The organism is Kluyvera sp. Awk 3 (assembly GCF_028069715.1).
GTDB lineage: Bacteria > Pseudomonadota > Gammaproteobacteria > Enterobacterales > Enterobacteriaceae > Kluyvera > Kluyvera georgiana_A.
Genome location: NZ_JANEWH010000016.1, coordinates 13,253 through 32,953 on the forward strand (window position 1 = coordinate 13,253; position 19,701 = coordinate 32,953).

Annotated in this window: 19 protein-coding genes; 11 read left to right on the top strand and 8 right to left on the bottom strand. The window is 57.1% G+C overall.

What is annotated here, in order from left to right:
- Positions 1 to 481: 481 nt before the first annotated feature.
- Positions 482 to 1,249, bottom strand: a complete 768-nt coding sequence (locus NNN71_RS05575) for a phytanoyl-CoA dioxygenase family protein (protein ID WP_223803228.1) — start codon at positions 1,247 to 1,249, stop codon at positions 482 to 484.
- A gap of 159 nt (positions 1,250 to 1,408) precedes the next feature.
- Between NNN71_RS05575 and NNN71_RS05580 the strand changes: the two genes are divergently transcribed.
- Entirely contained in the window at positions 1,409 to 2,230 is an 822-nt protein-coding gene (locus tag NNN71_RS05580; protein WP_163446277.1) for a helix-turn-helix transcriptional regulator, read from the top strand.
- Positions 2,231 to 2,232: 2 nt separating this feature from the next.
- Here NNN71_RS05580 and NNN71_RS05585 read toward each other — a convergent pair whose 3' ends face one another.
- On the bottom strand, positions 2,233 to 2,577 hold the full coding sequence (locus NNN71_RS05585) for a nitrous oxide-stimulated promoter family protein (RefSeq protein ID WP_163446278.1): 345 nt from the start codon (positions 2,575 to 2,577) through the stop codon (positions 2,233 to 2,235).
- A 64-nt stretch (positions 2,578 to 2,641) separates the two neighbouring features.
- A complete protein-coding gene (locus NNN71_RS05590; protein WP_163446353.1) occupies positions 2,642 to 2,929 on the bottom strand; it encodes a SelT/SelW/SelH family protein in 288 nt (95 codons plus the stop codon).
- A 204-nt stretch (positions 2,930 to 3,133) separates the two neighbouring features.
- Here NNN71_RS05590 and NNN71_RS05595 point away from each other — a divergent pair, with 204 nt between their 5' ends.
- The 9 genes from NNN71_RS05595 (at position 3,134) to mutS (ending at position 15,221) form a co-directional block, all read left to right on the top strand.
- Positions 3,134 to 5,488, top strand: coding sequence for a TonB-dependent receptor domain-containing protein (locus NNN71_RS05595; protein WP_271458045.1), 2,355 nt, complete (start codon positions 3,134 to 3,136; stop codon positions 5,486 to 5,488).
- A gap of 61 nt (positions 5,489 to 5,549) precedes the next feature.
- Positions 5,550 to 6,581 carry a hemin-degrading factor gene (locus NNN71_RS05600; protein ID WP_271458046.1) on the top strand — a complete coding sequence of 344 codons (1,032 nt, stop codon included), beginning with the start codon at positions 5,550 to 5,552 and terminating at the stop codon, positions 6,579 to 6,581.
- On the top strand, positions 6,578 to 7,393 hold the full coding sequence (locus NNN71_RS05605) for a heme/hemin ABC transporter substrate-binding protein (RefSeq protein ID WP_271458047.1): 816 nt from the start codon (positions 6,578 to 6,580) through the stop codon (positions 7,391 to 7,393). Before NNN71_RS05600 ends, NNN71_RS05605 begins: the two co-directional genes overlap by 4 nt.
- Positions 7,393 to 8,388 carry a FecCD family ABC transporter permease gene (locus NNN71_RS05610; protein ID WP_271458048.1) on the top strand — a complete coding sequence of 332 codons (996 nt, stop codon included), beginning with the start codon at positions 7,393 to 7,395 and terminating at the stop codon, positions 8,386 to 8,388. The genes NNN71_RS05605 and NNN71_RS05610 overlap by 1 nt, the downstream gene beginning before the upstream one ends.
- On the top strand, positions 8,381 to 9,160 hold the full coding sequence (locus tag NNN71_RS05615; protein ID WP_271458049.1) for a heme ABC transporter ATP-binding protein: 780 nt from the start codon (positions 8,381 to 8,383) through the stop codon (positions 9,158 to 9,160). Before NNN71_RS05610 ends, NNN71_RS05615 begins: the two co-directional genes overlap by 8 nt.
- A 189-nt stretch (positions 9,161 to 9,349) precedes the next feature.
- Positions 9,350 to 9,427 (top strand): tryptophanase leader peptide, encoded by a 78-nt coding sequence (gene tnaC, locus NNN71_RS25235; RefSeq protein WP_074398737.1) that lies wholly within the window; start codon positions 9,350 to 9,352, stop codon positions 9,425 to 9,427.
- A gap of 254 nt (positions 9,428 to 9,681) precedes the next feature.
- Positions 9,682 to 11,097: a tryptophanase gene (tnaA, locus tag NNN71_RS05620; RefSeq protein WP_064543156.1), complete on the top strand. Its 1,416-nt coding sequence runs from the start codon at positions 9,682 to 9,684 to the stop codon at positions 11,095 to 11,097.
- Between the two features lie 114 nt (positions 11,098 to 11,211).
- Complete coding sequence (tnaB, locus tag NNN71_RS05625; protein WP_167575146.1) at positions 11,212 to 12,459, top strand: low affinity tryptophan permease TnaB; 1,248 nt, start codon at positions 11,212 to 11,214, stop codon at positions 12,457 to 12,459.
- A 200-nt stretch (positions 12,460 to 12,659) separates the two neighbouring features.
- Positions 12,660 to 15,221, top strand: a complete 2,562-nt coding sequence (gene mutS, locus NNN71_RS05630) for a DNA mismatch repair protein MutS (RefSeq protein WP_271458050.1) — start codon at positions 12,660 to 12,662, stop codon at positions 15,219 to 15,221.
- A gap of 111 nt (positions 15,222 to 15,332) precedes the next feature.
- Here the strand turns inward: mutS and NNN71_RS05635 are convergent, their stop codons facing one another.
- The 4 genes from NNN71_RS05635 to NNN71_RS05650 form a co-directional block, all read right to left on the bottom strand.
- Entirely contained in the window at positions 15,333 to 15,485 is a 153-nt protein-coding gene (locus tag NNN71_RS05635; protein ID WP_167575144.1) for a Hok/Gef family protein, read from the bottom strand.
- 256 nt (positions 15,486 to 15,741) lie between these two features.
- Complete coding sequence (locus NNN71_RS05640; RefSeq protein WP_065357919.1) at positions 15,742 to 15,978, bottom strand: non-oxidative hydroxyarylic acid decarboxylases subunit D; 237 nt, start codon at positions 15,976 to 15,978, stop codon at positions 15,742 to 15,744.
- Positions 15,979 to 15,988: 10 nt separating this feature from the next.
- The gene (locus tag NNN71_RS05645) at positions 15,989 to 17,416 is read right to left on the bottom strand and encodes a non-oxidative hydroxyarylic acid decarboxylases subunit C (protein ID WP_064543132.1); all 1,428 of its coding nucleotides are present in this window, start codon (positions 17,414 to 17,416) and stop codon (positions 15,989 to 15,991) included.
- Positions 17,416 to 18,009, bottom strand: coding sequence for a non-oxidative hydroxyarylic acid decarboxylases subunit B (locus NNN71_RS05650; protein WP_163446285.1), 594 nt, complete (start codon positions 18,007 to 18,009; stop codon positions 17,416 to 17,418). The genes NNN71_RS05645 and NNN71_RS05650 overlap by 1 nt, the downstream gene beginning before the upstream one ends.
- Positions 18,010 to 18,160: 151 nt before the next feature.
- Between NNN71_RS05650 and NNN71_RS05655 the strand changes: the two genes are divergently transcribed.
- Positions 18,161 to 18,565, top strand: a complete 405-nt coding sequence (locus NNN71_RS05655) for a MarR family winged helix-turn-helix transcriptional regulator (RefSeq protein WP_064543127.1) — start codon at positions 18,161 to 18,163, stop codon at positions 18,563 to 18,565.
- Positions 18,566 to 18,626: 61 nt separating this feature from the next.
- Here the strand turns inward: NNN71_RS05655 and rpoS are convergent, their stop codons facing one another.
- Positions 18,627 to 19,619 (bottom strand): RNA polymerase sigma factor RpoS, encoded by a 993-nt coding sequence (gene rpoS, locus NNN71_RS05660; protein WP_106926080.1) that lies wholly within the window; start codon positions 19,617 to 19,619, stop codon positions 18,627 to 18,629.
- Positions 19,620 to 19,701: the final 82 nt, after the last annotated feature.

Sequence of the window (19,701 nt, forward strand, 5' to 3'; positions counted from 1 at the left end):
TCGCCGCTTCGCGGTCCCCTCAGCCTACATCCCTGTGGGCTGCCCCGGCCTTCAGGGAACGCTTCGGCGATTTAGACGCCACCAACACCAGTGCGGTCTTTTAATTAACAGCAAAAACCAGAGCCACTGAAACCAATGAGTCCCCGCTGGAAATCGGCGAACCGGAGAATGGAAGACAAGGTCAGGACGCCATGGATGGCGTCCTGAGGCGAACCGAGACAGGACGTCGAGTTTCGCCGTGCCGCAGGCTGGAGTTCGTAGGTGAGCGTAGTGCGAAGCACCGATTTCCCCGCGGGGCCGCGGGGATTGTCAAGGGGGGCGCGGCCGCCCCCCTTGACCCGTTCACCGGTGATAGAACGTCATATTCCACCCAACGTAAAGTGAACGGAACCTTGCACCTTACTAACAGATATCAGGTCTTGTCTCTTGAATTTGTGTATAAGAGACAGCCCCACAAATGATGACGGAACTACTCGAAACACTACTCCACATCCAGCAGCCACTTCTGCGCGGGCGTCAAGCGGCTGGCGGTTTCCGGGGTGAGCCAACGGCGCTGATCCTGTTGCGCGGCGTCTGCCCGGTCGATGTACAGGCCGTGTAGCACGCGACGACGCGAACCTTCGCGGTTAGTCGTGCCGCCGTGCCAGGCATGGGCGTTGTAAATCATCACGCTACCCGCCGGGGCTGCAAAAATCACTTCATCCGGATGCGGCGCTTCCACATCGTCCAGCACCTCCTCCGGCAGCTCAGGACGCAGGTGCGTGGCGGGGATAATACGCGGTGCGCCGTTCGCGGCGGAGAGATCGTCAATTGCCCAGATCGTGTTCACCAGATGCACCTTCGGGAAGTCCGGGCGCGGCTTTTTCCAGTCGGCGTGCAGCGGCTGGTGTCCGCCGTTGTACAGCGCCTCACGGGCGTTGAGGCTGGAAACTTTAAACGCGCCCCCAAAAATATAGCGGCACGCTGACAGAATCAGCGGATGCGCCCACACTTTCTCCCACACCACGCCCTTGTTCACCAGGTTGGCAACACGCGTCGCCGTCTCTTCCTGGTGATGTTCCACCGCCAGATTCTCACCTTCGCGTTCCACCAAACAATCAATTCGCTCGCGCATCGCGGCCAGCCAGTCGGCATCCGCTACGCCGTGAACGATCGTATAGCCCTGGGTATCCAGCTCATGTTTCATCGTGGCTGACAGTTCGCCGTTGGCGCCCAGTGCATCCAGCCAGAATGCCGCTTGCTTGTCCATATTGCCTCTCTTTTGTTAACCATTTCACAACATGTATGAAAAGTTACTGCAGGCGTGGCCGCCATTCTGTATGAGATAGCTACACAACACTGGATTTTTGTGTCCAGCAAAATAAAGTGTGATGAGACTCAAAATCCAGAATTACAACAGGACATGAGCATGTCAGAACCAACCCTCGTCCCCGTGCTGAAACAGCTGCTTACCCGGCAGAACGAGCTCGTGGTGCGTTTTCCGCAAATCTCTCAGCCCGCGCCGGAGCTGGCGATGAGCGTATCATTTCCCCGCCTTGAGATTGTGCTGGAAGGCGAGCTGGCGGATGGCTGCCTGGAAGCACCGCTTGGGCCGCTACAGGCGCTGTATATTCCCGGCGGGCGCTGGAATGCCCCGCAGTGGCACGGCCCGGCGACGTCGCTGAGCATTCTGTTCAGCAAACAAAAACTGGGCTTCAGCCTTCAACGCTTCGACGGTAAAAAATTCGTTGAGATCCGCAAGCAGCACGTGGCGCGACTCGGCCCGCGGGTGGGATCGTATCTACTGCTGGCAATGAATGAGCTGGCGATTCGCCCGGTGATGCCCACCACGCAGATAGTCCTCAGCGGCCTGCTCAGCCACTGTATCGATCAACTGACCCATCTGGCGGATACAGTCAGCAAAAGCAGAGAATTGTTTCTGGCGATTCAGGAATATATCGACGAACACGCCGCCGAGGCGCTCAGCCGTGAGACGGTGGCGAAGAAATTTCACATCACGCCAAACTACCTGTCGCACCTGTTTCAGAAGTCCAGCACCGTCGGCTTTAACGAATACCTCACCGCCGTGCGCCTGGAGTTGGCAAAGAAATTACTGCGCGGCTATGAGCTGAAAATTAAAGAGATTGCCCACCACTGTGGCTTTGAGGACAGCAACTACTTTTGCCGCATCTTCCGCAAGCATACTGCCCGCTCGCCGTCGGAGTATCGTCGTCACTGCCGCACCCTGTAAGGCTATTTTTTGCGCCGATATTTCTCCGGCAGCTCAGGAACCGGACGGCGGTCATCAATCAAATGGAGGATCGTGAGCAGCGGGTGACGCCAGAGCATCCGCGGACCTGCCCAGCGCATAATCTGTTTCATCTCTTCACGCTTTGCGGGCTGGTAGCAGTGCACCGGGCACTGCTTGCAGGCCGGCTTTTGTTCGCCAAACACACACTTATCCAGCCGCTTATCGGCATAATGGTTCAGTGCCTGGTAATGCTCAGCATCGTGCAACGCCTGCGGACAACGGCGCTGATAGAGCGCAATCATGCTGCTGATTGTCCGTTTTTCACGATCGATGCGTTTGCCTGCCATACCCGGTCCCTCACCAATAAAGATGCATTAATAATACACGTTTAATGGCGCGTTCGCAGCCGCTTTATCCTTCGTGCTTATCCACATGGCCCAGCGGTTTTTCCGGGAAGCAAACGTCGCGCACCCGACGCTTGAGCTCTGCGGCGTCCGGGAAGCCGTCGTCACGCTTGCGTTCCCACACCAGTACATCCCCGACGGTAATGGTAAAAATCCCGCCGGTACCCGGTATCAGCGTTACGCAGGCAATATCGGTACTGAAGGTGTGTAGCAGTTCCTGCGCCATCCAGCTGGCGCGCAGCATCCAGTTGCATTGGGAACAGTAGGTGATGGTAACTGCCGCTTTCTCGGTCATCGCTATCTCGGGAGAGTCAAAAACAAAATTGTAATCAAATTGTTGCATGCAAGCAGATTTATTTGCAAATATTATTGCAAATGATAATACTTATCATTAACATTCGCATTGCATAAAATTGGAGGGCGTCAAGATGCTTAAGGAAAAGCAGATTCTGGAAGTTACGCGTGAGCCAATACTAATAACGATGAAGGCATGGCAACTATGTACAAATCCATTCAATCAGAGGCGTGGTGCAAGAAAAGCCTACTGGTGACCTCTTTGCTCGCAGCAATCTATCAGACTTCTGCGGGCGCGGCTGAAACACAGGACAAAACCGCCGTCGACAGCGCGGAACAGATGACCGTCACCGCCCCCGCACCGGTACTTAAACCGGGCAGTCAGCACGCGATAAGCGCGCAGGAGCTTCAGGACAAAGGGGCCAACGATTTTGGTTCCATTATGCGTTATGAACCGCTGATCGGCGCGACCGGTGCCAGCGGCGGATCCGGCAACGGCAAAAGCGGCTTCGACCGCGGCGGCTACACCGGCTACAACATTCGTGGCCTTGAGAGCAACCGCGTCGGCATCGACGTCGACGGCATTGCGCAGCCGAACGCCACCGGCCGCAGCTACGTCAGCCGCGCCGGGCTTAACACCTTCGGCATTGGCCGCGACTATATCGACCCGTACATGTACGGCAGCGTGGATATTCAATCTGGCGCGACCGACACCGAGACCGCCAATACCTCTATCGGCGGCAACGTCTCCTTCCAGCCGAAATCGGCGGACGACTATCTGCATCCGGGCAAAACCAGTGCCTTTAGCTACCGCAGCGAGTATGACTCGTCTGACCGCAGCTGGCACAATGGTCTGACGGCAGCGGGCGGCGACGAAACGCTGCGCGGCATTTTTGTCTACAGCCGCCGCGATGGCCAGGAGACCACCACCAACAGTTCGAGCGTGGACGCGTTCCCGGCGAACTGGCACTCCGACGCGTTTATGGCCTCTGGGATCTGGCAACCTAACGATCAGCACAAACTGACCAGCACCCTCGACTACTACCATAAAACCAACCACACCCACTACGATGTGTGGAACGACAGCGGTAGCAAAACCATCGGCGACGCGCAGCAGACCAGCCAGACTCGCCGCTGGGGTCTGAGCCTCAAAGATGACTGGACGCCGATGAACGACTTCATCGACAGCGCATCGACCAAGGTTTACTACCAGCATACCGAAGCGCACGACCGGACCTATATGCCGGACAGCTTCACCAGCAAGATGCAAACGGTGTACTCCAACTATGACACCGACACCTGGGGTATGCAGACCGCGCTGGCCAAAACCCTCGGCCGCCATGACCTGAGCGCGGGCTTTAACGCCAGCACCACCAAAACCCAGCGTCCGTTCAGCCAGTCACCTATCCCAAGCGTTTACAGCGAGATCATGCAGCCGGAAGCGGACAGCCGCGAGTACACGATCGGCGGCTTCCTGCAGGATCAGATCAACTTCGATCTCGACGGGCATAACTTTGCGGTGATCCCGGGCGTTCGCGTGGTGCATCAGTCTACGAAGCCGGAGAATCTTTCCAGCCTGACCACCAACAGCACGGTACTGACCGAATCCTCGGTGTCGACCCTGTACGGGAAAAACTCGGACACCCAGGCGCTGCCATCGCTGACCTTCCAGTACGACATTACGCCGCGCTTGATGACCTACCTGCAGTACAAACGCGGCGCGGAGTTCCCGAACACCAGCCAGCTGTACGGTTCATGGAACCTCGGATCCAGCTACGCGGGCCGCGGTCAGTACGCGCTGATTGGCAATACCGATCTGAAAACCGAAACCAGCGACAACGTCGAGTGGGGCATGAAGGGCGAAGTGACCGAAGGGATCACCATGCGTACCGCGTTGTTCTACAACAACTATAAAGACTTTATCGCCTATACCCGCTACACCCGTTCCAACAACCCAGCCCAGTTCGCCAACGTACCGTCGAACATCTACACCATTTATCAGGCGGAAAACCGTGATAAAGCCTATATCTACGGCGGTGAGATCAGCGCGAAGTTCAACTTTGGCACCTGGTTTGAGCAGGTTGACGGCCTGAGCGCAACGCTGGCCTACGGCTACAGCGAAGGGAAGTCAAAATCCAGCTACTACGGCGACAAATACGTCGACCTCGATAGCGTAGCGCCGATGAAAGCGATCGTCGGCGTGGCGTGGGACGATCCGTCGAAAGTGTACGGTACCGCGCTGACCGCCACCTTCGTGAAAGGCAAACGCGCCACTGCCACCAACCGTGAGAGCTACACCAACACCGGCAGCGCGATTACCGATTCCACCAGCGAATACATGCGCGTACCGGGCTACGGCATGCTCGACTGGACGGCCTACTGGCGCGTCGCGAAGAACGTCCGTATCAACGGCGGCGTGTATAACCTGACCGACCGTAAATACTGGGACTACCTGAGCAGCCGCAACATTGAAACGTCCACCAATCAGGACGCCAACGATAAGTCGCTGGCGGTGATGCCGGGCCGTACCTGGCAGCTGGGCGTCAACGTCGATTTCTGATAACAACATCAACAAAACCTGCCTCCGGCCGCTGGCCGGGGTAATGATAAGGAAGAGAGTTATGCAAAACGCATCAACTGAACTGTGGCAGCGCTATCAGGACGTCAAAGCCAGCGGCGCCGCCAAATACGCTCGCGATATCGCAGCCGTAATGGGGGTGAGCGAAGCGGAACTGACCGCAGCACGCGTTGGCCACGACGCCGTGCGCCTGCAGGATAATGCGCGCGCGATCCTCGCTTCGCTGGAAAAGGTCGGCGAAACCAAATGCATCTGCCGCAATGAGTACGCGGTGCATGAGCAGGTTGGCGCGTTCACCCACCAGCACCTCGACGGCCACGCGGGCCTGATACTCAACCCGCGTGCTCTCGACCTGCGCCTGTTCCTGAGCCAGTGGGCCAGCGCGTTTCACGTTAACGATGGAGGGCGCGAGAGCATTCAGTTCTTTGACCCGCACGGCGACGCGGTGCTGAAGGTCTATACCACTGACAACACGGACAGCGCGGCCTGGCAAGCGCTGATTGCCGAACAGACCCAATCAACGCCAGCGCCGCTGGCGCTTCGTCCGGTGGAAAACGCGCGCTATGCCGACACGGCCGACGGCGCGGCGCTGGAAAAAGAGTGGCGCGCAATGACCGACGTCCACCAGTTCTTCGCGCTGCTGCGCAAATACAACCTCTCGCGCCAGCAGGCTTTCCGCCTGGTCAACGACGACCTGGCCTGTCGCATCAATACAGATGCCCTGCCTCGCCTGCTGGAGACCCTGCAACAGGACGGCAATGAATTTATGATTTTCGTTGGCAACCGCGGCTGCGTGCAAATCTTCACCGGCGTGCTGGAGAAGCTGACGCCGATGCGCGGCTGGATCAACATTTTCAACAGCGCCTTCACCCTGCACCTGCGCGAAGAGACCATCGACGAAGTGTGGGTAACGCGTAAGCCGACCGTTGACGGTCACGTCACCAGCGTAGAGCTATTTGCCAAAGACGGCACCCAGATTGCCCAGCTGTACGGGCAGCGCAGCGAAGGCCATCCGGAGCAGCAACAGTGGCGCACTCAGGTCGACAGCCTGACGGCGGAAGGCCAGACCGTATGAAACGGCTGCTGATTCTGCTGGCGGCGCTGCCGCTGTTGGCTAACGCCGCCGAGCGCATTATTACCCTCGGCGGCGACGTGACGGAAATCGTCTATGCGCTGGATGCCCAGTCGCAGCTGGTGGCGCGCGACAGCACCAGCACCTGGCCGGCGGCGTCACAATCGCTGCCGGACGTCGGCTATCTGCGCCAGCTCAATGCGGAAGGTATTCTCTCCCTGCGCCCGACGCTGGTGCTAGCCAGCAGCCAGGCGCAGCCGTCGCTGGTGCTACAAAAGGTGGAAGGCAGCAAGGTGACGGTGGTGAATGTGCCGGGGGGCTACGATGCGGCGGCGATGGACAACAAAGTCCAGGTGATTGCCGACGCGCTGGGCAAGCAGACACAGGGCGAGGCGCTGCGTAAAACGCTGCATGACGATATGGCGAAAATCCCGGCGCGCCCGCTGAACAAGCGCGTGCTGTTTATCCTCAGCCACGGCGGCTCCGGGGCGCTGGTGGCCGGGCAGCAGACGGCGGCGGACGGCGCGATTAAGCTCGCCGGTTTGCAAAACGCGATGCAGGGCTTTGACCACTATCGCACCATGTCGCAGGAAGGGGTTATTGCCAGTGAGCCGGATCTGGTGGTGATCTCCGCCGACGGCCTGAAAGGCATGGGCGGTGACGCCTCGCTGTGGAAGCTGCCAGGTCTGGCGCAAACGCCCGCTGGGCGCAATAAGCAGGTGTTGGTGATTGACGATATGGCGCTGCTCGGCTTTGGCCCGCGCACGCCGCAGGCGCTGATGGCGCTGCGTCAGAAAGCGGAGCAGACGCACTGATGAACGCGACCGCCTCACGCCCGCTGTGGCTGATGGTGCTGCTGCTCGTGGCCCTGACGCTGTTTGCCACCACGCTCGGCGCGATGCGCCTGCCGCTGGCGAGTATCTGGCCGTCGGGCGATGAGGTACTGCGCCATATCTGGCTCACTATCCGCTTACCGCGCGTGCTGCTGGCGCTGCTGGTGGGTAGCGCGCTGGCGCTCTCCGGCTGCGTAATGCAGGGGCTGTTCCGCAATCCGCTGGCCGACCCTGGGCTGCTCGGTATCAGCAGCGGCGCGGCGCTGGCGGTGGCATTCTGGCTGGTACTGCCGATTTCCGCACCAGTGCTGGTGGCGCTGTACGCGCCGATGCTGGCGGCGTTTATCGGCAGCCTGGCGGTGATGGCGGTAATTTTTGTGCTCAGTAAGGCTGGGGACGGTTCGCTCTCGCGCCTGCTGCTGGTCGGTATTGCGATTAACGCCCTGTGCGGAGCGCTGGTGGGGATGCTGTCGTGGATCAGCAACGATACGCAGCTACGCCAGCTGTCGCTGTGGGGGATGGGCAGCCTGGGGCAGGCAGAGTGGCCGACGCTACTGGTCTCCGCCACGCTGATTATCCCATCATCGCTGGTGGTGTGGTGGATGGCCGCACGCCTCAATCTGCTTCAACTGGGCGATGAAGAGGCACACTATCTCGGCGTTAACGTCCGGGTGCTGCAGCGCGTGCTGCTGCTGTGTAGCGCGGTGCTGGTGGCGGCATCGGTGGCGATAAGCGGGGTGATCGGCTTTATCGGTCTGGTCGTCCCGCATCTGATGCGTATGTGGCTGGGGCCGGATCACCGCGGACTGATCCCTGGCTCACTGCTCGCGGGTGCCATTCTGCTGTTGATTGCCGACACGCTCGCCCGCACGGTTGCCGCGCCGGCCGAAATGCCCGTCGGGCTGCTGACCAGCCTGCTCGGCGCGCCGTGGTTCCTGTGGCTTATTTTCCGTCAGGAGAGATCTCCCCATGGATAAACACTATTCTGCCCGCGCGCTGTCGCTGCGTCTGGGCAAACGTCAGGTGATTGATGGCGTGTCGCTGGAGCTGCGGCGCGGCGAAGTCACCGCGCTGATTGGCCCCAACGGCGCGGGAAAATCGACCCTGCTGCGGCTGCTTACCGGCTTTCTCAACGCCGACAGTGGCGAGCTGCACATTGAAGGCAAACCGCTTGCCGAGTGGTCCGCCACCGCCCTCTCCCGACGCCGGGCGGTGATGCTGCAACGCACGCAGCTGAACGCCAGTTGGCCGGTGGAAACGGTGATCGCCATGGGGCGCACGCCGTGGGGAGCGGAAGTGGACCCAACGCTTATCCAGCGGGTGATGGCCGAAACCGGCTGTACCCACCTGGCGGGCCGTCTCTATCCGGCGCTCTCCGGCGGCGAACAGCAGCGCGTGCAGCTGGCGCGCAGTCTGGCGCAACTGTGGCGCGACGATGGTCCGCAGGGCTGGCTGTTTCTTGACGAACCGACCTCGGCGCTGGACCTGTTCTATCAGCAGCACCTGCTGCGACTGCTGAAGAAGCTGACCCGCCGCGGCGAGCTGCACGTGTGCATTGTGCTGCACGATCTCAACCTCGCCGCCCTGTGGGCCGACACTATTCTGTTGTTGCATCAGGGCAAGCTGGTCGCCCAGGGCACGCCACAGGAGGTGATTCAGCAGTCAGTGATTCACCGCTGGTACGGTGCCGATATCAGCATGAACCAACACCCTGACGCGGCGGTACCGCAGGTCTATCTGGCCCCCTAGCGATGGGGCCTTGCGACAGGATGATTGCGTAGGTGATTATTCTGTCATTTATTAAGCTCAGGAAACATAACCCTGCTTTAGCGCGTAGATATAATCAATCGTGACCAGATTCACAATTGAATGCACAGTTAATAGACAAAAAAATAAATTATCATAATGTATGGGCGTGTCTGATGGAGAACATACATTATGAACATCCTGAATAGAACGTATAAAATTTCGAAGTGGTTTAATATTGACAACGTCATCGTCAATCACCGTCCTTAACTCCTCGAACGACTCCACGCCTGTATCATTGTAAATAGTGGTGTAACCGCTATTTCTGATATCCAATAAAAATCTATGCCTTTCTGTTTTATTACAGCGACGCTGCACGCCTTTTTAACGAGCCGTGTAGATTGATGCCGTAATATACCGAGAGCAGAGATGGTATTCGTATTGCGCCAAAAAGTGGTTTTTCATATTTCATGAATAACCAGCGGGGAGCCGCGCGCTAAAAATAAAGATTTAAGGATGACACCATGAATAACTTTAAACATCTGCCAGAACCGTTCCGTATTCGCGTCATTGAGCCTGTAAAACGCACCACCCGCGAACACCGCGAAAACGCCATTATTCAGGCCGGGATGAACCCCTTCCTGCTCGACAGCGAAGACGTGTTTATTGACCTGCTCACCGACAGCGGCACCGGCGCGGTCACGCAAAATATGCAGGCGGCGATGCTGCGTGGCGATGAAGCCTATAGCGGCAGCCGTAGCTACTATGCGCTGTGCAATGCTGTAAAAGATATTTTTGGCTATCAGCACACTATTCCGACGCACCAGGGGCGCGGCGCCGAGCAAATTTATATTCCGGTGCTGATCAAAAAACGCGAGCAGGAAAAAGGCCTCGACCGCAGCAAAATGGTGGCGTTCTCCAACTATTTCTTCGACACCACCCAGGGTCATAGCCAGATTAACGGTTGTACCGTGCGCAACGTTTATATTAAAGAGGCGTTCGACACTGCCGCGCGTAACGACTTTAAAGGTGATTTCGACCTGCAGGGCTTAGAGCACGGCATTGAAACGGTCGGTCCGAATAACGTGCCGTATATTGTCGCAACCATTACCTGTAACTCGGCGGGCGGCCAACCGGTGTCGCTGGCGAACCTGAAGGCGATGTACGCCATTGCGAAGAAATACGATATTCCGGTGGTGATGGATTCGGCGCGCTTTGCGGAAAACGCTTACTTTATTCAGCAACGCGAACCGGGCTATCAGGACTGGAGTATCGAAGAAATTACCCGCGAAACCTATAAGTACGCGGATATGCTCGCGATGTCGGCGAAAAAAGATGCCATGGTGCCCATGGGCGGCCTGCTGTGCATCAAAGACGACAGCTTCTTCGACGTGTACACCGAATGCCGTACCCTCTGCGTCGTGCAGGAAGGCTTTCCAACCTATGGCGGGCTGGAAGGCGGCGCGATGGAGCGTCTGGCCGTGGGCCTGTATGACGGGATGAATCAGGACTGGTTAGCCTACCGCATCACCCAGATTCAGTATCTGGTCGACGGGCTGGAAGCCATTGGCGTGACCTGTCAGCAGGCTGGCGGACACGCAGCGTTTGTCGATGCCGGTAAGCTGCTGCCGCATATTCCGGCTGACCAGTTCCCGGCTCAGGCGCTGGCCTGCGAGCTGTATAAAGTCGCGGGGATCCGCGCGGTAGAGATTGGTTCATTCCTGCTGGGCCGCGACCCGAAAACTGGCAAGCAGCTGCCGTGTCCGGCAGAGTTGCTGCGCTTAACCATTCCGCGCGCGACCTACACCCAAACGCATATGGACTTTATTATTGAGGCCTTCGAACATGTCAAAGAGAATGCCCACAATATTAAAGGATTAACCTTTACCTACGAGCCTAAAGTGCTGCGCCACTTTACCGCCAAACTGACTGAAGTGTAATTAACCTAAGCGCCAGTGGTTATATCCCGGATATAGCCACTGGCTTATTCATGCCTGGCATTACGATATTCCTGACAACAACAACGCATTCGCCGTTATCAATAAGGGAAAGCCATGGAAGAAGATTCAAATACAAAACATTCCTCATTTTGGGGAATTATGGTGATTGCCGGCACCGTGATCGGTGGCGGGATGTTTGCTTTACCGGTTGACCTTGCCGGTGCCTGGTTTTTTTGGGGCGCTTTTATTCTTATTATTGCCTGGTTTTCCATGCTGCACTCCGGGCTATTATTACTGGAAGCCAATCTGAACTATCCGGTGGGTTCCAGTTTTAATACCATTACCAAAGATTTAATTGGCGCGAAGTGGAATATAATAAGCGGAATCACAGTCGCATTCGTACTGTATATTCTCACCTATGCCTATATTTCGGCAAACGGCGCCATTATCAGCGAAACTATCGCGATCAATTCCGGAACGCACGTTAATCCGCGAATCGTCGGTATCGGCAGCGCGGTGTTTGTCGCGTGTATTCTGTGGGTCAGTTCGCTGGCTGCCAGCCGCATTACCTCTTTATTTCTTGGTATCAAGATCATCGCCTTTATCGTGGTATTTGGATCGTTTTTCTTCCAGGTTGACTACACGATCCTGCGCGATCTCGCCGCACCGGAAGCCAATAAAACCTACCTCCCCTATATTCTGATGGCCGTGCCGGTTTGCCTGGCCTCGTTCGGTTTCCATGGCAATATTCCCAGCCTGATTATCTGCTACGGCAAACGCAAAGATAAGTTGATTAAAAGCATCGTCTTTGGTTCGCTGCTGGCCCTGGTCATTTATCTGTTCTGGCTGTACTGCACGATGGGCAATATCCATCGCAGCAACTTTAAAGAGATCATCGCCTCAGGCGGCAACGTCGACTCGCTGGTGAAGTCATTTTTAGGTACCAATCAGCACGGCATCATTGAATTTTTCCTGCTGATCTTCTCCAACCTGGCGGTTGCAAGCTCCTTCTTTGGCGTAACGCTGGGGCTATTCGACTATCTGGCGGATTTGTTCAAAATGGATAATTCGCCGTCCGGGCGATTTAAGACGCTGCTACTCACCTTTTTACCGCCCGCCGCCCTGTACCTGATTTTCCCTAACGGGTTTATCTACGCCATCGGCGGCGCGGGGCTCTGCGCAACCATCTGGGCTGTCATCGTACCGGCATTCCTGGCGCTAAAATCGCGCGAGCGCTTCCCGGACAAAATGTTCACCGTCTGGGGCGGCAAAGCGATTCCCGCGGTAGTGATTCTGTTTGGCGTGATGGTCATTCTGTGCTGGTTCGGCAGCACCTTTAACCTGCTGCCGAGGTTCGGTTAACACCGCTCCGGCGGCAGGCTGAATTGCCCGGTTCAGCCTGCCGCCGGATCTCGAACATCCTGGTGGAACAACTCTCCCACTTTCGTCTTCACCGCTTTCCCTGAAATACCTATCTCCGTTATCATAGCCACCCACTGCGACAAAAACGAAAATGAAAAAGTTCGCTTTCCACTTTTAACCAGGGACCTGGATTACACCCCATGAGTAAAATCGACAATCTCGACGCTCACACCCCCATGATGCAGCAGTACCTGAAGCTAAAAGCACAGCATCCGGAAATTCTGCTGTTCTATCGCATGGGCGACTTCTACGAAATGTTCTACGACGATGCGAAGCGCGCGTCGCAGCTGCTGGACATCTCGTTAACCAAACGCGGCGCTTCTGCCGGCGAACCGATTCCTATGGCGGGTATCCCGCATCACGCGGTGGAAAACTATCTCGCCAAGCTGGTTAATCAGGGCGAATCGGTCGCCATCTGCGAACAGATCGGTGACCCGGCCACCAGCAAAGGCCCGGTTGAGCGTAAAGTGGTACGCATCGTCACGCCGGGTACCATCAGCGATGAGGCCCTGTTACAGGAACGTCAGGACAACCTGCTGGCGGCCATCTGGCAGGACAGCAAAGGCTACGGCTATGCGACGCTGGATATCAGCTCCGGTCGCTTCCGCTTGAGCGAACCGACCGACCGCGAAACCATGGCGGCGGAGCTGCAGCGTACCAACCCGGCCGAGCTGCTGTACGCCGAAGATTTTGCCGAGATGTCGCTCATTGAGGGCCGCCGCGGGCTGCGTCGTCGCCCGCTCTGGGAATTTGAAATTGATACCGCGCGCCAGCAGCTGAATTTGCAGTTCGGCACTCGCGATCTCGTCGGCTTCGGCGTTGAAAGTGCGCCGCGCGGCCTGTGCGCCGCGGGTTGCCTGCTGCAGTATGTCAAAGACACCCAGCGCACCTCGCTGCCGCATATTCGCTCCATTACCATGGATCGTCAGCAGGACAGCATCATCATGGACGCTGCGACCCGTCGCAATCTGGAGATCACCCAGAACCTGGCCGGCGGCTTTGAAAATACCCTCGCGTCGGTGCTCGATTGCACGGTCACGCCGATGGGTAGCCGCATGCTCAAACGCTGGCTGCATATGCCGGTGCGCGACACAAAAATTCTCACCGAGCGCCAGCAGACCATTGGCGCGTTGCAGGATACCACCGCCGAACTACAGCCGGTGCTGCGCCAGGTCGGCGATCTGGAACGTATTCTCGCACGTCTGGCGCTGCGTACCGCCCGTCCGCGTGACCTTGCCCGCATGCGTCATGCTTTCCAGCAGTTGCCGGAACTGCGTGCTCAGTTGGCCAGCGTCGACAGCGCGCCGGTACAGATGCTGCGCGAGAAAATGGGTGAATTTACCGAACTGCGCGAGCTGCTGGAGCGTGCCATCATCGATGCGCCGCCGGTGCTGGTTCGTGACGGCGGCGTAATCGCCCCGGGTTATAACGAAGAGCTGGACGAATGGCGCGCGCTGGCCGATGGCGCGACCGACTACCTCGACCGCCTGGAGATCCGCGAACGCGAGCGTACCGGGCTGGATACCCTGAAAGTCGGCTATAACGCGGTTCACGGTTATTACATCCAAATCAGCCGTGGGCAAAGCCATCTGGCACCGATTAACTACGTGCGCCGTCAAACGCTGAAAAACGCCGAGCGCTACATCATTCCCGAGCTGAAAGAGTACGAGGACAAAGTTCTGACCTCGAAAGGCAAGGCCCTGGCACTGGAAAAACAGCTGTACGACGAGTTGTTTGAACTGCTGCTGCCGCACCTGGCCGACCTTCAGCAAAGCGCCAGCGCATTGGCTGAGCTGGATGTGCTGGTTAACCTGGCGGAACGCGCCTATACGCTGAACTACACCTGCCCGACCTTTACCGATAAGCCCGGCATTCGGATTACCGAAGGCCGCCATCCGGTGGTGGAGCAGGTACTCAACGAACCGTTTATCGCCAACCCGCTGAACCTGTCGCCGCAGCGCCGGATGTTAATCATTACCGGCCCGAACATGGGCGGTAAAAGTACCTATATGCGTCAGACGGCGTTGATTGCGCTGCTGGCCTACATTGGCAGCTACGTTCCGGCGCAAAGCGTCGAGATTGGTCCTATTGACCGTATCTTCACCCGCGTCGGCGCGGCGGACGACCTGGCCTCCGGCCGCTCCACCTTTATGGTAGAGATGACCGAAACGGCCAACATTCTGCACAACGCCACCGAACACAGCCTGGTGCTGATGGATGAAATCGGTCGCGGCACCTCCACCTACGACGGTCTGTCGCTGGCGTGGGCCTGCGCGGAAAATCTGGCGAATAAGATCAAAGCGTTAACCCTATTCGCCACCCACTACTTCGAGCTGACCCAGTTGCCGGAGAAAATGGAAGGCGTCGCCAACGTGCATCTGGACGCGCTGGAGCACGGCGAGACTATCGCCTTTATGCACAGCGTGCAGGATGGCGCGGCGAGCAAGAGCTACGGCCTGGCGGTGGCCCAGTTGGCGGGCGTGCCGAAAGAAGTGATTAAGCGCGCGCGCCAGAAGCTGCGCGAGCTGGAGAGCCTTTCGCCGAATGCGGCGGCCACGCAGATAGACGGCACACAAATGTCGCTGCTGTCTGCACCCGAAGAGGTATCACCGGCGGTGGAGGCACTGGAAGGTCTGGATCCGGACTCGTTAACGCCACGTCAGGCGCTGGAGTGGATTTATCGTCTGAAAGGCATGGTGTAAACCGTTCCTGGCGTCGCGACGCCGGGCTACACAGGTAGCCCGGCAGGTGAAAAATGGGTGCTGGAGGACAAATCCGGACAGCCAATACGCGGGGTTTCCCCCTCGTCGTCACTACTTCTTCGGTTCGTAAGCGAGAATAGCTTTAAACTCCATACCACGCTCACGGATGCTCAATTCACACAGCGAATCGCGCACCATTAACGTGAATCCTAATGCTGTTATACACAGCACAACGATCGCCACCAGGGCGTACTTTGTCAGCATATCTTGCCTCCCTGCAAAGAAGAGACTAACATCTGAACTGTTTGGGTTTGATGCTAGCCTCAGGTTGATAGAAATATCGCCTGGGGCTTTCACCTTTCTGGAACCCTGAAAATGCTCAAAGCCCAGAAAGCCTCAAGCACCCGCCGCTATTCTATTCCTGCCTGCCGCTTAGCAAATAAACGCCGTCCGTTGCTACGAGCCTGCTCGCAAAATAAAAAAGCCCGGATTAACCGGGCTACACAGAAAAGCAGCAAGATCAGCGCTTATCTTCCGCCAGCAGCGGCGGAATGCTCGGCACCATTGGCGCGTCGTCGATATCCTTTTGCGTCATGCGGAACGCTTCCGGATAATGCTCGCGGCTGGTGCGGCGTAGCGGCTCAGTATCACGCCAGGTGTACAGGCAGTGCTGGCACTGGTATACGGTCCAGACACCTTTCACCGGCGATTTCGCCATCACTTCAATATGCTCATCGGCGCAACGTGGACAAATCATCTTTTCCTCCTTACTTACGGTTAGCCAGCATAGCGGTCAGTTTTTCAGCCCAGGCCTTGGTTTCCGGCAGGTCTTGTACGGGCTGGCTATAGTGACCGCGGTTGTCCGGCGCAACCGGAGTGGTGGCGTCGATAATCAGTTTGTCGGTGATACCCGCCGGGCTTGAGCCCGGATCCAGTTCCAGTACCGACATATTCGGCAACTGCACCAGGTCACCCGCTGGGTTAACTTTTGACGATAGCGCCCACATCACCTGCGGCAGGTTGAACGGATCGACATCTTCATCAACCATAATGACCATCTTCACGTAGCCCAGACCGTGCGGCGTGGTCATCGCACGCAGCCCCACCGCGCGGGCAAAACCGCCGTAGCGTTTTTTGGTGGAGATAATCGCCAGCAGACCGTGAGTGTACATGGCGTTCACCGCCTGCACTTCCGGGAACTCCGCCTTCAGTTGCTGGTACAGGGGTACACAGGTCGCCGGGCCCATCAGGTAGTCAATTTCGGTCCACGGCATGCCGAGGTAAAGAGATTCAAAAATCGGTTTTGTGCGATACGAAACCTTATCGATGCGCACCACGGTCATGTTACGACCGCCGGAGTAGTGTCCGGTGAACTCGCCGAACGGACCTTCAATTTCACGCTTACGGCCTTCAATCACCCCTTCGAGGATCACTTCAGAACCCCACGGCACGTCGAAACCGGTCAGCGGCGCGGTGGCAATCGGATACGGGCTTTCACGCAGCGCGCCAGCCATTTCATATTCCGACTGATCGTACTTCAGCGGCGTAGCGCCCATCAGGGTAATAATCGGGTCGTTGCCCAGGGTAATCGCAATCGGCAGATCTTCGCCACGCTCTTCCGCTTTATGCAGATGTAGCGCGATGTCGTGCATCGGTACCGGCTGCAGGCCAAGCTTACGCTTACCCTTCACTTCCATACGGTAAATGCCGACGTTCTGTTTACCGAAGTTATCCGGATCCAGCGGGTCGCGTGAGACGACGCACGCTTTATCGAGATAAAAACCGCCGTCGCCGTCGTTCAGGCGGAACAGAGGCAGGATATCGAACAGGTTAATGTCTTCGCCGTCGACGGTGTTTTCTGCCCACGCCGGGTTAGCGCGGCGCTCCGGCGCAATCGGGAATTTATCCCAGCGGCGAATAAACTCATCAATCTGTTTTTTCACCGGCGTGTTGATTGGCAGGCCCATGGAGATAGCGTGGTTCTGCCAGGAACCAATGGTGTTCATCACCACGCGAGCATCGGTAAAACCGCGAATATTATCAAACCACAACGCGGGCGCGCCGTCGCCAATGCGGCCTGTGGCATTGGCCGCGGCGGCCAGATCGGGCTCGGCATTGACCTCTTCACTGATTTTCAGTAGTTGTCCCTGGTCTTCCAGCGCCTGCAAGAATCCACGTAAATCATCAAAAGCCATTATGCATTCTCCTGTGAATATTGGTTCGCCGCCGGTAAACCCTGCCAGCGACGGGCCTTGTCATGTTTGAGGCCAAACTGATCGAGCACGCGGGTCACCACGTGCTGCACGATGTCGTCCACCGTTTCCGGATGGTTATAAAACGCGGGCATGGGCGGCACCATGGCAACGCCCATGCGGGAGAGCGCCAGCATGTTTTCCAGATGGATAGTGCTCAGCGGCATTTCGCGGGGTACCAACACCAGCTTGCGTCCCTCTTTCAGCACCACGTCAGCAGCACGCCCCACCAAACCATCCGCATAACCAGCGCGAATACCGGCCAGCGTCTTCATACTGCACGGGATAACAATCATGCCGTCGGTCTGAAAAGAGCCGGAAGAGATGGTCGCAGCCTGATCGGCCGGGCTGTGGCTGAAGTCGGCCATGGCGGCAACTTCGCGTGCGCTCCACGGAGTTTCCAGTTCGATGGTGGTTTTGGCCCATTTCGACATCACCAGGTGCGTTTCCACCTCCGGCATGCCTTGCAGCGCTTGCAGCAGCGCAACCCCCAACGGCGCGCCGGTTGCTCCCGTCATGCCAATAATCAGTCTCATCTCTCACCTCATTTTCGTTCGTGTACGAACAATATGGTTAAGCTACTCCTGTTGGACGAGTCTGGCAAGGGTGTTCAGCGAAGCTCGCATTTTTTGTTCAATGGGTCGGGAGCGGCTATCATAAGCGCAGATACATTGCCGGAGAGCGATCATGGAGATCAAAAACGAAGCGTTTCACCTGCTCCGCCATCTTTTTCAACAGCATACGTCACGCTGGCAGCACGAGTTGCCGGAACTCACCAAGCCGCAGTATGCGGTCATGCGCTCCATCGCCGAATGCCCAGGCATTGAACAAGTGGCGTTGACCAGCGTGGCGGTTAGCACCAAGGCGACCCTCGCTGAAATGCTGAGCCGAATGGAGGCTCGTGGGTGGGTCAAACGCGAGCATGACCCGGATGATAAGCGTCGGCGTTTTGTTTTTTTAACCCCGGACGGGGAAGCGCTACTGGCGGCGAGCCAGCCGGTGGGAAATCGCGTGGATGATGAGTTTTTGCAGCGTTTGACGCCGCAGGAGCGGGAGCAATTTACACATTTAATTCGTAAGATGATGGAATAACGCGGAAAAAAAGCAAAGAAAAAGGCCAGTCTGACGACTGACCTCTTTGAATAAAACAGGCTTATTCGCGGAACAGCGCTTCGATATTCAGCCCCTGTGTCTGCAGAATTTCACGCAGACGACGCAGACCTTCAACCTGAATCTGACGCACGCGCTCGCGGGTCAGGCCAATCTCGCGGCCGACATCTTCCAGCGTAGCTGCTTCATACCCCAACAGGCCAAAACGACGTGCCAGCACTTCTCGTTGTTTGGCGTTCAGTTCGAACAGCCATTTCACGATGCTTTGCTTCATGTCATCGTCTTGCGTGGTGTCTTCCGGGCCGTTTTCATTTTCATCGGCCAGGATATCCAGCAGCGCTTTCTCAGAATCTCCGCCCAGCGGCGTATCAACTGAAGTGATGCGTTCATTGAGACGCAGCATACGGCTTACGTCATCAACCGGCTTATCCAGCTGTTCAGCTATCTCTTCCGCGCTCGGTTCATGGTCCAGCTTATGGGACAGTTCACGCGCGGTACGTAGATAGACGTTCAGTTCTTTAACAATATGGATCGGCAGACGAATGGTACGGGTTTGGTTCATGATCGCCCGTTCAATGGTCTGACGGATCCACCAGGTGGCATAGGTTGAAAAACGGAACCCACGCTCCGGGTCGAACTTCTCTACGGCACGAATCAGCCCCAGGTTGCCCTCTTCAATCAGATCCAGCAGTGCCAGACCACGATTGCCGTAACGGCGGGCAATTTTCACCACCAGACGAAGGTTGCTTTCAATCATCCGACGGCGTGAGGCAACGTCGCCACGCAGGGCACGACGTGCAAAATAAACTTCTTCTTCAGCGGTCAATAACGGAGAATAGCCGATCTCGCCTAAGTAAAGCTGAGTCGCATCGAGTACACGTTGAGTGGCACCTTGCGATAAGAGCTCTTCTTCCGCGAGTTCGTTGTCACTGGGTTCCTCTTCATTTAAGGCCTTCTCATCGAAAGCCTCTACTCCATTCTCATCAAATTCCGCGTCTTCATTTAAATCATGAACTTTCAGCGTATTCTGACTCATTTTAAGGTGGCTCCTACCCGTGATCCCCAGGCAATGCACCTTATCATGTCACTTTTCAGGCGACCTCTGCGGTCGCCGACGT